Genomic DNA, 15,028 nt, shown 5'->3' with positions numbered 1-15,028 from the left:
ATGTGCCCAGCACTACCGGTGGCGGCTCAATCCGTGAGCCACCACACCATATCCGCGAACGGCATCGACTGGATCTCGGCGGCGGAAAATCCGGTTTCCGCCGCCAGACGTTTCGCCGCCGACTTGATCACGCTGGGGTTAAAGCCCGTCGTCGTTGTCCATGCGAAAATAGCCGGCCTGTAAGCGGTTAAAATCCACCAGCTTCAGCCCCTCCAGATCCGCGACAGGCGCACCGGACAACGCAGCAAACAACACCAGCTCGCGCTGCTCATCATCGCCACCCACCTCACGGTTGGCCGCTCGCACGTCGCCCACGGTCGGTGAACGCAAGACCAGCTTGTCGACGGTCACGCCGTTGATTTCGCTCGGGCACGACAGCGTTACCAGCACCTGATCGGTGGTCAGCGACAGCCATGCCGGCATCGAGTCCGAATAATCGGTTTTTGGTACCAGGTGCGAATACGCCGTTTGCACGCGGCGATAATCGGTCAGCTTGAGGCCTTCCAGATCCTTCAGCCCCACTTCGGCGAGACCTGCGAACAGCATCAGTTCGCGCTGTTCATCGTCGCCGTTGGCAGCGCGGTCGGCCGCGCGCACTTCACGAACGGTCGGGTTGCGCAGGTTCAACGTCTCGACGTCGATGCTGTTGGCTTTGGTTGGGCGGGTCAGCGTCACGACCGCGCCGTGCGCGCTGAGCGACAGCCAGGCCGGCAAGTTTTGAGCGATTGCTTGAGTCATCTGGATCTATTCCTTACAGGCCGAGCGCGTTGCGCACTTCGAGCAGTTGGTCTTTGCCGTCGATCACCTGAATGCCGGCGACCATGTCGATTTCGTACATCAGGCGCCCGTCGATTTCGAGCTTGTAGTACGTGACAGCAACGGCGTGTTTGATCTCAGCCGCATCACCGGCTTTCCAGTCACCCAGATCGACCTCTTTGAGGCGACCGCGCAGGGTGGCAACGACCGCTGTCACCGCGCCCTTCTGGCCCTTGAAGGCACCTCGGAACGTAGCGTTGAAAGCGGTGCCGTCAGCCAGACCGAAGTATTTGAGCGACTCGCGGCGCACGCCCTTGGTGACAAACGAGGCTTCCATTTTTTCCAGCCCCTGATCCATCTCGATGGGACCGGCCATGCCGCCCCCACGATATTCGTCGGTCTTGGTGGTCAGCTTGGGCAGCGTCAGGCTCGGCACGTCGCCGGAGAAGTTCACGCCGTCGACGAACAGGTTGGTGTTGTACAAAGTCTGAGGAATCATTGGTTACGCCCCCTTAGGCTGCTTCAAGCACTTCGGTCATCCACTGATCGGTGACTTCGAAAAGGAAATTCGGGTTTTCTGCAGGCGGCACGTCGGTGAAACGGATACGCCAATACACCTTGCCTTGGGCGATCTGGCTGGCCGTGTTCAGTTCGGTGTCGGGAAACACTTCAAAGTTGATGATCGCGCCCTGAGCTTTCAGGTCGGCCATGAACGCGTTGAGACCGTTGGTGACATCGGTCACGTAGGTCTTGGTGATCGAGCGGTCGACTGCCCACTTGTGCCCGGCCTGCACCGCGTCCATAAGGATGAACAGCGTGCGAACGCGGGTGACGAATGCCCACTTCGGATCGCTCGACAGCGTGCGGTTGCCCCACAGGCGGTAACCGTCGTCGCGAATGATCGTGGTGATATTGGCGTTGTTGAGCAGGTTGGCCCGGCACGTCTCGTCGCCATCCAGGTACTCGACCGCGCGGCCGGTACCGGTGATGCCGGTCAATTCCTTGTTCGATGGCGAAGCCCAGAAACCGTATTCAGCATCCGTCCACGCAAAAAGGCCTGCTGCCCAAGCCGAGCCGGGCGCGTCGACCGTCGAACTGGTGACGGTGTCCCAATACTTGACGCCCGGGTCGACCATGAACAGGTTGCGACTGCCGAAGTTATCGGCGTAGGCCATGGCGGCCTCATCGGTCGTGCCCGGGCCGTCGATGATGCCGATGGCTCGCAGTTTCTGCGCCAAGCTATCGAGCGCCGTGGCCACCGCCTGAGTCGCTGTGTGACCCGGCGCGATCAGCAATCGCGGCTGCGCGTTGAACAGGCTTTTACCGTCGAGCAGAGCCTGCAACCCGGTGCGCTGACCCGAGGCCAGAACGCCGCCGATGATCGCCGAGGTCTGCAGCGCGGCGTCTTCCAGCTTGGCCACGCCGATGGCGACGATCACCGCTTTGGCCTTGACGTAGATGGCCTGACAGGCCTTGGTGATCGCCGAGTTGGGGCCGAAAGCGGCGATGGCTTCGCGCTCGGTGGTGATCAACTTCAGCTCGCCCGCCTTGGCCGTACCACCGCCGAGAACGCCAGGTGTGAAGGTATCGCACAGACCGATAATCGACGACGACGGCAGCGAGATGGTGCGCGCGCCAGTGTCGACCGACGTGGTCGTAACGCCGTGAAAGAAACTCATAAGGGTCAGTCTCCAGAAACGAAAAAGCCCCGCATGAGCGAGGCTGTGAGGGTGTTCGTGTTACGCGTAACGGAAAAGAAAACGCCCCGTCAGTGCGGGGCGTTTATTGGGTTTGGCCGGCGATCCAGTCCGGCGCAATTGGACGATTTTCTACCGCCGGAAAATCTGGCGATTGCGGCCAGTCACGCAGGGCCTGCATGTAAACCAGCAGATCGTTGAATTGCTCCGCCGTCAGCGTGGTTACCTCGGAAATCTCGAGCTGGTCACGGTGGCGCTCGCGCATCCACAGCACCGCAGATAGCTCTCCGTCGCGCCATGCTCGCTCCAGAGACTCCAGATCATCCACAGGAGCCGGAGCGTCGATTAGATAGGGCAAACCCTTCTCGTCGTGCGCTCGGATCTTACCGGACGGAGGATTGCTGATAACCAATTCGCACAAAGCATCAGAAATTTCGACCGCGTCCGCTGGCATCGAAGTATGAAGCCCATGCAGATAAGTGCATCCGGTGGTTTGGCTGTAATAGCGCTTCATGTTGGCCTCAATTTCCGATAGCAAATATTTTACGAGCCACCCAGCCGGTAATGTGGGCATAGGTGCTAGAGCTGACACTGAGCAGTGTGAAGTTATCAATACGGCAGGTTGCGAAGCCATTACCATTATTTGACTTGCCCGTACTGCCGATCACATGCCAGCACGCATTGGGAAATGCTAGCGTCCAAGGCCCGGTTACATCCTCTGCAAACCCTTGGGAAATTTGCCCTGTATTGTTGGTCAACCACTGAATGATTATCCCGCCCAGCCATGACGGGAAGACGATATAGCCATTTTGACCTTTCAGAATCGAGAATCCCCAGCGCAGCTTCTTCGGCGTCACGATCGTAGCATCATCGGTGCCCGCATCGGTCTGCACCTGCGTGGCGATCTTCGCTGTACCCAGCTTTATTTCCGTGGCCTGCGTCGCTAGAGCCGCGAGTGCAGCAACGTCAATATTTCCCTGATTGATTGGTGCGTTCCACGCCTTAATACACCACATTACCGCCAAGTTACGGCCGCGCGTTTCGTTAGCAGTTCGCGCCACCCTGGAAGCGTCAAACGTCATATTGATCACGCCGGAGGAGGCAGTTCCGTTCGGAAGCTGTGTCCCGCCATTCGCCGTCGCAATGAAAGCGCCTAACACCGTTCCTGTAGCCGCGAGCTGTACGCCGTTGTTAGCAGCATATTGGCCGGTAATGTTCTGCAAGGCATCAAGCTGACTGCTACCAATTGCCCGATCAACATCTACACCGCGCCCATGATCCCAGCCGCGCAGAAACTCGCCGCGCGATTCCGGCAGGCGGAAATTACCGGCACCCTCGTCTCCCTTGTTAAACGCCGTGCCGAGGAACGCCGCCAGATCTGGATAGACAGCAATGCTCTTAACGCTGCCATCAAGCTCCAGAAAACCCGGCGCCACCTTGTCCAGCGGAAACGCCACTGTCGCGCCGACCGGCAAAGCCGAGGCTTGCGCAATCATCGCCTCGATTTCGGTTTTGGTGTAGGTGTCCTTAATGCCCATCCCAGCCAGCGTTTCCGGGTTATCACCCGACACGAACACGCCGCGATCGTTGACCTTGACGCGGGTGTATTGGCCTGCCGCCTTGTTCTTCGGCAGCACTTCCAGAATCGCCGCATCGACGTAGGCCCGCGAGGCCAGCACAATCGCCGGGTCAATCTTGAGCTGAATGTTGCCGGTACTGGTGACGATGAAATTCATGCGCACAATTTGCGTGCGGCCCGAGCCTTGCGACAGCAGCGGCTTGAAGCTCGGCGCGCAGTTGGCCACCGCCACCAGATCGCCGTCTGCATCGTAGAGGCCGATTTCGCGAATCCACTTACCGCCCTCATCGGCCGGAATGATTTGCTCGGCGATGATTACCGCCGGGTTGACCGGGTCGATCTTCAGTTGGTTCAGCGGCTTTCGGCGCCACTCGTTGAGCAGCTTGGTCTGACCTGCCGCCGGCACCGGGTTGGGCGGATCGGCCAGCCCGTTCGGGTTGGCATCCCCCACGCCCATTTGCGTGATCAGCCAGGGAATGCCGAGCGCGTCGGCGTTCGCCTGCTTGGCCATTCCCACATTTGTAAGGATCGCGAAAAACTGCGAATTCGCATCAATCATAATAAACGTCCAGGGTATCTATGGTGTGTTCGCGGCCGACCACGCCAAAGCTGCCAGTGACCTCAATGTCACGCATGACGGGCGGGTAAACGTCGATTTCGTCGCCTTCATAGAGGGACACGGCGATATTCAAATCGCCTTGCGTTTCCAGGCTGATTGCCAGCCCGGTCAGTTGCCGGGTAACGGGCTTGGCATCGTCAATCAGGCGCTCAAGCTCCTGATACATTTCTTCGGTGATGCCGGTATCCAGCACCCCGACCTTCAGCGCGAATGTACCCGGCACTCCCTCGGGCACCGTGTTGAACCACTCGACAATCTCGATCAGGTAGCCAAGCGGCTCGACCACCCGGCGCAACGCGCCGATGGTGCCTTTGTGCTTGTGGATGTAGTACGACGCCTTGATGGCCGCGCGCTTGGTTGCTTCCGTCCAGCGGTAGTCCCAGCGATCCACTGACCACGCCCATGCCAGGTGCGGCAACAAATGCACCGGGCAGGTATCAGCGTTGTAGAGGTCGCGCAGAGGGACAATCGTCTTTTCGAAAAACGCGGCCTCCATGGCCCGTTCCAGTTGCGTGCTGTTGAGCGGTAGGAGACTTTTCATATCAGACCGCCAGCCTCACGTTGTAGCTCGTACAGAAAGCCGCTTGAGCCTTGGTCGGGGCCAGATCCTGCCACCCGACCAACTCAACCCGGGCAACTCCGGCAACGTGCAACTGAGCGTCAACAGCCGAGCGGGCGACCTCGACGCCCAGCCGCTTGCGTGGATTGATCCAGGCTGCCAAGCGGCTTTTCGCCTCCGCCAAACTGGCGTCCGCTTCTGGACCCGCGCTGGCCATGTGCAAAATGGCGTCAATCTCGTAGCGGATCACCTCTGCGCTCTGCACAGTCACCCGATCACCGACCGGCCGCACGTCATCGTCATTCAGCGCAGCGGCCACAGTCGCCAGCAGCTCCGGCGGCGCTTCGCCTTCCCCGTCCAACCCCAGCACCGTGACCGTAACGTAACAAGGCTTCGGACTCTCCGCCGTGGCATCTGCCACCAGCCCAGAGGCATTGCGTGCATGCAGGATGTAGCTGTTGCGCGGGCCGGCTGTGGTCAAACCTTCATAGGCCAGTTGGATGCGCTCGCGAAACGGGTCGTCTTCTTCCATGACCTTGGGCACCGGCGGCACCGCCAGCAGATCCTCGGCCTGAATGACCAGGCGCTTCAGATTAACGTTTGCGCCCAAGTGATCGAGGTCGCCGCGAATGGCATGCGCCAGTAAAAGCGCCTTGCCGGCATCATTGACTCGGGCGCGGTTGCCGACCTTGTTGTAAGCCCCGACCTCAAGCACTTTGACCACTGGATCGCTTTCCAGCGCGGCCGTCCAGTTGCCGCCCATGTACCCGCGAAACACGCTCAGCCCGTCCTGATAAACCTCTTCAAAGTCCAGAGGCTCCAGCACGGTCGGCGCTGGCAGCGATGACAGATCTACGGTACTCATGCGGCCACCTCCAACGTGACGCTGTCGCCCAGGTACGTCCCGACGATTTGCAAATTGATTTGCCCGCCAATGACGGAAATGACGCGCACCTGATCCAACTTCAAGCGCGGCTCCCAGCGCCCGAGAGCGCGTGCGACCTCAGCCTGTACGGCGCTTTTCCAGCCTTCGTTGATGGGCAAATCGATAAACCGCCGTAGCTTGCTGCCGTATTCCATACGGTGCCGACGACTGCCCAGCGGCGTGCTCAAGATGTCGGCAATGGATTGGCGCAGGTGCTCGATGCCGGATATGGGTAGGCCGGTCTGGCGATCCATTCCGATCATCGGTGTCACTCCTTGAACGGCTCGTATTCTTCGCTGGCTTTCAGGAATCTGACCGCTTCGATGTCGGAGGCCGGCACCACGACCGTCGCCTTGTCGACCGGATAGGAACGGTCAGTGCCGGGGACGACCAACAGTCGCGACGTGTAGAGCTTGTCACGGAATTTCAAGAGTTCGGGCGATGAGAGCGGTGAGGATGCAATTGCCGGTTCCGAGGACGCTTGCACCTCGGTGACGGTCGTATCGATCTTGGCCATCTGTTTCTCCAGGCATGAAAAAGCCCGCACTGGGCGGGCTGTCGTGAATGAATTAATGCGTGTGGTGATTACTGTTGCCGGTGGCGTCAATGATCGCACCGGCGCTGGTGATGCCCTTGGTAACGTGTAGCGCACCGTCGATCATCACCGCCGCTTTCAGATTGATGTTGCCGGCGGTCACGTTCACCGCGCTATCGGTTACGACCGCTTCCGTGCTGGCCACTTTGATGGTGACCGTACCGCTCGGCAGAGTGATGGTGTAGCTCTTAGCCTGCCAGTCGTAGATCAGCGAGCCGCCATCATCGAAGCGCCAGACCTCAACATGATCGCGGTTGTCTGGCGGCGGTCCGGCATTGCCATACAGGCCAGGAACAAACGTGCCTTGCGCCACGTCGCCGCTGGGACTGATCAAACTGCCCTGTTCGCCCAATGACGGTGCCCGCCAGTGCCTGGCCTTGCCCGCTGCGATGCTGTGCCAGCGCACCCAAGCGCTGACCCATTCACTGCCGTCCGACACGCGACATACCGGCGGCGAAGCTGATAGATCCACCGCAACCACGTAGCAAGCCTTTACCGCTCCCGCGATCATGCGGTCATGCTGGGCGCTTGCGTAGCTCACGGCAGATCCTCGGGTTTGAATGGTCCGTCACCCGGATCAAGATCCAACACCAACGTTCCCGGTGGTTCGTCCCGCCACGGCCATTCCTCAACGCCGAGATAAACCTGCTGAGTCCACTCCACCAGCCACACCGTGTATCCATCCAGGTGCGGCTGGGTCCAGTCCTGCAGCGATTGCACAAACTCGGCAGGCTCAACTGCTAACCCCCACGTCTGCGCGCGCAGCAGCACCGCCAACTGCGTCGCCAATTGCACGGCCTGTTGGTGATGGTGCGGCTTGATCGGGTCAACGATGATCCGAGCCTCGAACTTGCAGACCAGCGAGGTTTCGCCGGTACCGATATCGGTACCCGGCTCGATCTCGGACACCTCCAGAAACACCGCTGGCAGCAACACGCGATCCTTAATGTCTGGCCAGGCTGTTACTGCTTGCACGCCAGGCAAGTGGATACGCACATGCTGTTCTACGGCCCGATAAAGCTGGTCCAGGCTGAACGGTTCCTCAGACATTGCCGATCCTCTTGAGGTATTTTTGCAGCTCAAAGTTGAGTTCCTGCTTAAGGATCTCCAGCAGGCGCTCATCCGCTTTTTTCACCCAGCTGTCGAAGTGCGGCCGGGCTTGCTCAAGCGATACCTTGGCCTTAGCCAGCGGGAAACGACTGCCGTTTTCGGCGACCCAACCCGAACTCGGCCCGCGACCAGGTGACACCGTGCTGTCGGGGTAGTCGTCCGCGTTGAAATGCTTGCTGGCTGTGCGGATCCAGATGTCGGGCTTGTTGCCGTAGACCTTCTTGAGGAAAGCCCCTTGGTAGCGCCGCCCCGCTACTGACACGCCGCTGCCGCTTTGCCGAGCCCGGCCGATCCGGCTGGATTCGATGGCGTTCAAACCGAACCACAGTTTGCCGCTCGCAGCCCCGCCGGAAACCGGATAGCTGCGCAACCGCTGACGCACCGCCGCAACAGCAATGCGCTCCGACCGGCTGACCGCTCGGGCAATGTGCGTGCGCAACCAACCCAACGTCTTGTTGATCGCGCGCCGATGCGCCGCCGCAGCCGCTTTCGGTACCACCTTGGCAAAGTCCTGGAATGCCTGAAAGTCTGCGGCCGAGGACTGGATGGAGATCATCCCGCCCCCCGCCGAGGGTTTGAAATAGCTGCCGACACTCATGGGCGCAACCTCAGAATCAGAGCGACCAGGCCGTCACCGCTCGGTTCGAGCTGAATCAGGTCGTAGTCACCTCCACCATCCAAGGCAGGCAAATCGACGCTGACCAGCATGCCCTGCTCCAGACCTTGCGAATCGCTGACACGGATCTCGAAGCGTGGCTCGCGCAACCCGGTGTTGAGCTTGCCGAACTTGGGTTGCAGCCAGGGTGCGGCGAACATGCCGAACACTGGCTCGTCGCGACCTTCGATCCGTGCAGTGTCGCCCAGCGTTTCGAACACCACCGCGTCGACCTCGGCGATCAGGTCGCGAAAGCCCACGATCAGAGTTCCAGCAGGACCTGCGCACGTGGTCGGGTGCACAGGTGCAGCGGGTTGGACTGTGCTTCACCGGCCATGCCTTTGTTGAAGGGCAGCGGCTCGATCATGCTGTAGTACGGAATGCCCTGGGTGTTGACCGTTTCCATGTAGTCAGCCGGCGCAAACACCGAGATGTACAGATCCGGCACGCCTTCCGGAACCAGAAGCGCCTTGTCGTCATGCACGAACGACACGCCGGCCACCTTGCCACGGTAGCGCTCCCAGATGATGCCGCCGAACTCGAAGCTTTCACGAGCATCACCGCGCAGAGCCGCTGCCTGCTGACTATTGAGGTAGGTCTCTTTGACCGACTTGTGAACGATCAGCTTGTTCCAGAAGTTCTTGCCGCAGAAGGCGCGAGAACCGGTGCTGGTCACGCTGCCGAGCGCGTCTTCCTGCATGTCCAGCGCTTCACCGCACTTGACCCGCAGTTCCGTGCCCGCATCCGCCAGCCCCATGGACAACTTTTGGCGCTCCACACCGAAGCGATCATAGAGATCCAGCAGCACGGTTTTGCCATCGGAGTCGAGGATCTGACCATTCAGTGCGCCCATACGCTGGAATTCGTGCGTGGCATCCAACTGGCGCCGCGCCTTAGCCAGCCGTGCATTGACCACGTCCTGCACTGCCTGAAGTTCAGTGCGAGTGCCGAAGGCACGGATGCCTTGGATCTCGTCGGCCTTGATGGTGAAGCGCTCAGGCAGATGCACGGTGTTGAACGGGATCAGGTTGCGCTTGCTGGCCGCAACCACCAGGCCAGAACCACCACGCTCGCCAGCGGGCACCAGTGCCAGGGTGTCACCGTCCTTTTCAATCTGCACGGTCAGGGTGGTGATGCCTTCCTCGCGGAACAGGCCCAAGGCGCTGATGCGCCCTGGCAGGTACGGTTGATCATTGAGTGCAGCGGTCAACGCGGTAACGGTAAACGCTTCGTCGTCAAAAATGGCGATATCGGCCATGGGTACTCTCCAGAAACGAAAAATCCCGCACGCGGCGGGATGCAAAATAAAGAGGGAAATGCTTTAGCGGACGATCAGCGAATGTGCGGCCAAGGCTTTCTCAGCGGCCAGATCGAGGCCGGTCAAGTGCGCTTCGCTGACCTCGGCCAGCCGCACCACGGCGCGACCGCGACGCACCACGTCGGATTCACCGAGCGGGCCGTACAGAATGGCGACAGCGTTTTCAGTGCCGTCCTCTGCAGTAGGTTCGTACGGTGCGAATTCGCCGGTGGCGGTCACCAGCCCGAGAATTTGTCCCGGCCACAATGCTGGACCCGCCGCGACATTGATCGCTTCGCGCGAGATCGTGCCGGCGCCCTCGGACAGCAGGAATTCACCTGCGTGCATCGGTTCCTGTTTGATAGTCATGCTCATGCTCCTTTCGCGCCGCGCGCGGTTCCTGTTTGGGCCGCTTGCCGAGCAGCCCAAATCGAGTTGGGGTCAGGTTGTTTGGCCAGCACCTTGGGTGCCGGGTCGTCCGCCAGCGGCAGACTGTTGTCGATTTCGAAGCCCTTGCCGCTGGTGACAATTTTGTCGAACAGACGCGCCCGCACCGCCGCCGCATCCAGACCGGCCGCGACATACTCGGCGCTGAATTCCGGCAGACGCGCGGCCACGCAGAGATCGTTCACCGCCTTGGCGCGTGCCAGGCCGGCGAGGACGATTTCCTCGCTTTCGAGCTGGGTAGAATTGAGCAGCGGCTCGACCAGATTGCTGATGCCCGCCGCTGTGCAGCGCTGAGTGATCATCAATGCCAATTTGGCCGAGTCAACTACAGGCGGCACCAGCGGCGGATCCACAGGTTCCAGTTCAGGATCTGGTTCAGGTGGCTCGTCGAGCTGCGCTACCAACTCAGCCGGAGCGTGTTGGAACCGTTGCAACACCGCGCCTTGACCGAGACATGCTTTGACCTTGATGCCGTCGCCGACTTCGTCTGCAAGACCAAGCGCCACTGCTTCGTTGGCAGTCAGCCAGGTTTCGGCATCAACCATTCGTCGCAGCTCGGCCTCATCGATGTCGGGCGCTTTAGCCTTATAGGCCGCAATGATCGCCTCCAAGGTTTGATCCAATACGTCAGCGACCCGGCGGAAGTCCTCAGCGCCACCGCCTGCATAGGTGTATGGGTTGTGAATCATCAACATGGCGTTCGCCGCGATTACAACGCGATGTGCACCGCATACGGCCACGCTGGCGGCGCTCGCTGCAAGCGCATCGATCCGACCGGTACAGCGCTCGCCCAACCGCGACAGCGCGTTGTGCATGGCCAACCCGTCGAACAGGTCACCGCCGATACTGTTGAATGCGGCGATCACCGGAGACACACCGTCATCCATGGCACGCAGATCCTGCACAAACTGATTGGCAGTGATGCCCCATGCGCCGATCTCGCCATAGACGAAAACCTCGATCACTCGCTCGGTGGCTTCTCCGCTGCCCTGCAGGGCGTACCAGGTCTTGTCCTGAACTTCGATACGCTTGCCTGCGCGGTTGTAAATGCGCGGTCGCGCTTTCTTGCTCATGGTTGCTCCTTGTCGTCGGTGTCATCGACGGCATCAAGGGTGTTGTAGTTGAGGCCCAGTTTTGTGGCCCGTGCCAGATCGGCGGCGTTTTCGAGATCGACCGTTTCGGCGTCGTAGCCGGTGCGCAGGACCATCTCGCTGCGGGAAGAAAACCCGGCCTGTACTTCCATCCGGCGTGCCTGCACGTCCTGTACTGGCTGGATATAGGCCCAGCCTTGTGGAACCCAGCGAGTACGCAGGTACTGGCGGCGCTTCTGTGCGTAATCGTCCAGCACCAGGACGCCAGACAACACCGCCATGTCCATCCACGCCGCCCGTACAGGACGGCAAAGTTGGTGCACGTACACGCTGAATTGAAGTTGTTCCAGACGGCGCCGAAACTCGTTGAGCACCACCCGAAGCGCCCTGTCGTTGATGCCGCGCATGTCGCCGGTGAGGATCTCGTAAGGCGTGCCCGACCCCGCTGCGGCAGCCATCAATTGCTGTCGCATGAAGTCCGGGTAGTTGTTGCCGGCGTCCGGTGGTTTGGAGAACTCAACCTCCTCACCTGCCCCCAGCTCCTGCATGGTGCCGGGTTCGAGCGCGACCATCGGGGTGAAGCCATCGCGATCCAGATCGAGCGGCTGACCGGTCACCGGATCTCTGGGAAGAGGCCCCGAGTCCGGCGCTGGACGCTTGATGAAACCGGCAAAGAGGTTGGCCACTTCCTGACGGAACAGCACCGCGTCGTCGTAGTTGTCCAGACTGCGCAGGCGTTTGAGCACCGGCGACAATCGCGGCACACCGCGCAACTGGCCAGGCTCCACCGGTTCGAAGATGTGCAGCACCTGAGTAGCCGGCACGCGGACCAGTGGGTTGTAGCCAGCGTTCAGCGAGGCTGCATCGCGAGGATGCGACAGGTACATCCAGTACGCCACCCGCTTGCCGCCGGGTGTGAACTCGATGCCAGCGCGGATGACGTTGCCGTTTTTGGTGGTCTCGAATTTGTCGTGCGGCACAAATTCCGGTGCGAGGATCTGCAGCTGCAGCGGGACCGCCAAACCTTCATCCAGACTGCGAGGACGCAACCGGACGAAGCACTCGCCCGATGTTTCCACCGTGCGTGCTACCAGCGCCTGCTGGCCGTAGAAGTCGGTGCGATCATCCGCATCCGATTCATCGACCCAATCCCCCCACAGCTCCTGCAGAAGCTTGCGCAACGCATCATCGTCGGTTGTGGGCCGAGGAGTGATGCCCGTACCGATCAGGTTGCTGACGCGCTTGTCGATGACGTTGAAGGCGTAAGGGTCATTGCGAACCGCCGCCCGCGAGCGCGACCGCAGATTGCGCAGGGCGGGAGTGTTGATGCTGTTGATCCCGTTGTCGGGAGCGTCCCAGCCAGTGGAGCGTCGCCCCTCTCCGGCGCCTTCGTAACTGGCCTTGATGTTGGACGGCAGGACAAATCCGTTACGGGTCAACGTCGGAAACTGTCGGGCCATCAGACCCCCTTCCCGGCATGGTACAGCCGGACTACGCGCGAACGTGGCCCAGCTGCACTTGCCAACGACGAGCGTATTTCTTCCCGCGCCTTGAGCAGCTCATCGACCGTGCGGTATTCCACGGTGCGGTCGGTGTAGCGCACAGTTTTCTCACCACGAGCGATGGCCGCCTCAACTGCGTCGAGGTGCTTCTGGGTAAATGACATATCAGCGTCTCTTGAGGTAGCCGCTTGTACTGATGCGGCGTGGAGGAACGGCCCTTGGCTTGTGATGCGCAGTGACTGGTGGCGCAGCAGCGATGACGGGCGAGGCCGAGACTGCTTTCGTGACGGGTAACGCCTCAGGTTCCACGGATGAGGATCTAGGTATGACCGGATCAGCGGGGACTGACTTGTCTTCAAACAGATGATGCTGCATGAGCGACTGCCGTACCCGATCCCAATCACTTTCGTGATAACGCCCCAAGCCCAGGTATTCGGCCATTGCTCGGGCATAAACCATCAGGTCGAGCGCTTCGTTGCGATCCGCTTTCCCCTTGGTCCATTCAACGCGCCACTCACCTTTGACGAAACGAGCAACCTTGCGCTCGGCCACACACTGGGCGAAGAAGTCATCAGGTAGATCCTTCGCGAAATGCAAGGCACCCGGCCCAGACACCAATGCGTACCGGTTATAGATCCAGTCCTTCGCCGTGTCGGTGCCGATCATCCACAGTTCAGCACCGTTCTTTTCGATGTTGCCTCGCCAGTTGACGTCTACACGGGACGGGCGCTGGGCGATGATCGGTTTGCCCCGCCGGCTCTCGCCTTTCACTGCAAAGACGTTTCGCCAACGACGAATGCGGCAGAACTGATAAACCTCATGCGTATGGTTGCCCCCCGAGTCAATCGCGGTGGCAAGGATGCCCAATCCAACTCCGCTAGGGTGGCGGTAGCGAGCCTTGAGTTTGTCGTCCAACGTTTCCCATGTTCTGTCGTCGGATGGGTCGCCCATGATGACCTGATGGTCGATAACCCAACGCTCCAGGCCTAAGCCCCAGCCCATCACCATGAACTCAAGACGATTGCCTTGAACGTCTACTGCAGCAGTCAACATCAGCGCCCCCGTGGGTACGGTGCCGAGCACATAGGTCTCTTGCAGTGCGCGGGCCTGAAGCTCATCAGCCTTAGTCTGTTCTAACGCGCTGTCCCAAGGCAGCCCAAGCCTCGTGTTGTAAAACACCTGCATGAGCGACTGATTGCCTTTTTTCTGCTCGCTCATCGCTGAGTCGAACTCGCGAGCTAGCAGGCCCCAGCTAGTCCATCCAAGGGGCGCATAAAGGGCATTGAGCTGAAAGCCGATAGTTTCGCCGTCACCGTGAGAATGAGCACGCCACTCCCCCTTCGCCAGCATGGTCGCCTTCTCATGTTCATCGATGAGCGCGCCGCAATCAGGCCCATTGCAAAGGTATTGAACCTGGGCATACGCCTCGTCCCACTTTAGATGAGACCAGTCGAGTACCTGCATGTGCTGGCAGTGTGGGCACGGCACATAAAAGTGGCGCTGATCGCTGATGCGGAAAAGATCATCAATGCGCGACGCCCCCTTAAGAGTTGGCGTACTAGAAAAATAGAACTTGGCGTTGCGTCCAAACGTTGAGGCCCGGGCCTCTGCAAGCTTGACCGGATCGCCTTCGCTGTTCAGATCCATCTCCCAACGATCAATCTCATCGCCGTAGACGTAACGCACCGATTTTTCTGCGAGGTTGGAAGACGATCCGGCGGTCGCAATGAACAACCGTCCACCCTCGAACTGTTTGACTCCGGAGGTATTGGTGCCCTCCCTTGAGCGCGGCTTCACAATGCGTTCGCGCAACTCAGGAACAACTTCTGCGGCCTGGTCGAAACGAGCGGCAATGTCATGTGCCAGGCGCTGCGTCGGTTCCAGCAAAAGGATGTTCGCAGGCGCCATATGAATGCAGCCGCCGATCCAGTTCAAAGCAATCTGCGTCTTCATCAACTGCGAGGCGATCATCGTGACCACCCGCTTACATGGATGCGCCGGTGAGAGACATTGCATCGGCTCACGAGCATACGGCGTACGCGCCGTGCGATAGGGACCGGGTTCAGCACCGCCCTGGCTTTGGGGAATCCGCATGTAACGGTCGGCCCATTCGTCAACCCAAAGCTCAGGCTCCGGCCGCAGTCCGCGAAAGTAGCCGCTGCGGTATACCTCAGTGCCATCGGCGTAATTGACCAT

Annotated in this window: 19 protein-coding genes; all 19 read right to left on the bottom strand. The window is 60.2% G+C overall.

Annotation, left to right across the window (positions count from 1 at the left end; all coding sequences use genetic code 11):
* Positions 1 to 138 precede the first annotated feature (138 nt).
* A complete protein-coding gene (locus PspCFBP13508_RS27820; RefSeq protein ID WP_137215308.1) occupies positions 139 to 738 on the bottom strand; it encodes a phage tail assembly protein in 600 nt (199 codons plus the stop codon).
* Between the two features lie 13 nt (positions 739 to 751).
* Complete coding sequence (locus PspCFBP13508_RS18090; RefSeq protein ID WP_064364595.1) at positions 752 to 1,255, bottom strand: phage major tail tube protein; 504 nt, start codon at positions 1,253 to 1,255, stop codon at positions 752 to 754.
* 13 nt (positions 1,256 to 1,268) lie between these two features.
* Positions 1,269 to 2,435, bottom strand: a complete 1,167-nt coding sequence (locus tag PspCFBP13508_RS18085; RefSeq protein ID WP_095189972.1) for a phage tail sheath family protein — start codon at positions 2,433 to 2,435, stop codon at positions 1,269 to 1,271.
* Between the two features lie 103 nt (positions 2,436 to 2,538).
* A complete protein-coding gene (locus tag PspCFBP13508_RS18080; protein WP_137215307.1) occupies positions 2,539 to 2,967 on the bottom strand; it encodes a phage tail assembly chaperone in 429 nt (142 codons plus the stop codon).
* Between the two features lie 7 nt (positions 2,968 to 2,974).
* Positions 2,975 to 4,591, bottom strand: a complete 1,617-nt coding sequence (locus tag PspCFBP13508_RS27515; protein ID WP_241669533.1) for a phage tail protein — start codon at positions 4,589 to 4,591, stop codon at positions 2,975 to 2,977.
* Complete coding sequence (locus PspCFBP13508_RS18070; RefSeq protein WP_137215306.1) at positions 4,584 to 5,192, bottom strand: phage tail protein I; 609 nt, start codon at positions 5,190 to 5,192, stop codon at positions 4,584 to 4,586. The genes PspCFBP13508_RS27515 and PspCFBP13508_RS18070 overlap by 8 nt, the downstream gene beginning before the upstream one ends.
* 1 nt (position 5,193) lies before the next feature.
* Complete coding sequence (locus tag PspCFBP13508_RS18065) at positions 5,194 to 6,075, bottom strand: baseplate J/gp47 family protein (RefSeq protein WP_137215305.1); 882 nt, start codon at positions 6,073 to 6,075, stop codon at positions 5,194 to 5,196.
* Positions 6,072 to 6,398, bottom strand: coding sequence for a GPW/gp25 family protein (locus tag PspCFBP13508_RS18060; protein WP_137215304.1), 327 nt, complete (start codon positions 6,396 to 6,398; stop codon positions 6,072 to 6,074). Before PspCFBP13508_RS18060 ends, PspCFBP13508_RS18065 begins: the two co-directional genes overlap by 4 nt.
* Positions 6,399 to 6,403: 5 nt before the next feature.
* Positions 6,404 to 6,652 carry a hypothetical protein gene (locus tag PspCFBP13508_RS18055; RefSeq protein ID WP_241669532.1) on the bottom strand — a complete coding sequence of 83 codons (249 nt, stop codon included), beginning with the start codon at positions 6,650 to 6,652 and terminating at the stop codon, positions 6,404 to 6,406.
* A 52-nt stretch (positions 6,653 to 6,704) separates the two neighbouring features.
* The gene (locus PspCFBP13508_RS18050) at positions 6,705 to 7,271 is read right to left on the bottom strand and encodes a phage baseplate assembly protein V (protein WP_137215303.1); all 567 of its coding nucleotides are present in this window, start codon (positions 7,269 to 7,271) and stop codon (positions 6,705 to 6,707) included.
* The gene (locus tag PspCFBP13508_RS18045; protein ID WP_137215302.1) at positions 7,268 to 7,780 is read right to left on the bottom strand and encodes a hypothetical protein; all 513 of its coding nucleotides are present in this window, start codon (positions 7,778 to 7,780) and stop codon (positions 7,268 to 7,270) included. Before PspCFBP13508_RS18045 ends, PspCFBP13508_RS18050 begins: the two co-directional genes overlap by 4 nt.
* Positions 7,773 to 8,438, bottom strand: coding sequence for a hypothetical protein (locus PspCFBP13508_RS18040; protein WP_100847403.1), 666 nt, complete (start codon positions 8,436 to 8,438; stop codon positions 7,773 to 7,775). Before PspCFBP13508_RS18040 ends, PspCFBP13508_RS18045 begins: the two co-directional genes overlap by 8 nt.
* Positions 8,435 to 8,755 carry a hypothetical protein gene (locus tag PspCFBP13508_RS18035; RefSeq protein ID WP_116254767.1) on the bottom strand — a complete coding sequence of 107 codons (321 nt, stop codon included), beginning with the start codon at positions 8,753 to 8,755 and terminating at the stop codon, positions 8,435 to 8,437. The genes PspCFBP13508_RS18040 and PspCFBP13508_RS18035 overlap by 4 nt, the downstream gene beginning before the upstream one ends.
* 2 nt (positions 8,756 to 8,757) lie before the next feature.
* A complete protein-coding gene (locus PspCFBP13508_RS18030; protein WP_137215301.1) occupies positions 8,758 to 9,753 on the bottom strand; it encodes a major capsid protein in 996 nt (331 codons plus the stop codon).
* Between the two features lie 63 nt (positions 9,754 to 9,816).
* Entirely contained in the window at positions 9,817 to 10,161 is a 345-nt protein-coding gene (locus PspCFBP13508_RS18025; RefSeq protein WP_137215300.1) for a head decoration protein, read from the bottom strand.
* 2 nt (positions 10,162 to 10,163) lie between these two features.
* Complete coding sequence (locus tag PspCFBP13508_RS18020) at positions 10,164 to 11,312, bottom strand: head maturation protease, ClpP-related (protein ID WP_137215299.1); 1,149 nt, start codon at positions 11,310 to 11,312, stop codon at positions 10,164 to 10,166.
* Entirely contained in the window at positions 11,309 to 12,790 is a 1,482-nt protein-coding gene (locus PspCFBP13508_RS18015) for a phage portal protein (protein WP_137215298.1), read from the bottom strand. Before PspCFBP13508_RS18015 ends, PspCFBP13508_RS18020 begins: the two co-directional genes overlap by 4 nt.
* Positions 12,790 to 12,996 carry a hypothetical protein gene (locus PspCFBP13508_RS18010; RefSeq protein ID WP_137215297.1) on the bottom strand — a complete coding sequence of 69 codons (207 nt, stop codon included), beginning with the start codon at positions 12,994 to 12,996 and terminating at the stop codon, positions 12,790 to 12,792. Before PspCFBP13508_RS18010 ends, PspCFBP13508_RS18015 begins: the two co-directional genes overlap by 1 nt.
* A 1-nt stretch (position 12,997) precedes the next feature.
* Entirely contained in the window at positions 12,998 to 15,028 is a 2,031-nt protein-coding gene (locus PspCFBP13508_RS18005; protein ID WP_241669531.1) for a phage terminase large subunit family protein, read from the bottom strand.

Source organism: Pseudomonas sp. CFBP13508 (assembly GCF_005233515.1).
In the GTDB taxonomy this organism is placed as follows: Bacteria; Pseudomonadota; Gammaproteobacteria; order Pseudomonadales; family Pseudomonadaceae; genus Aquipseudomonas; species Aquipseudomonas mercuritolerans.
The sequence above is the reverse complement of the archived record's forward strand: the minus strand, read 5'-3'. Positions and strand labels throughout refer to the sequence as shown.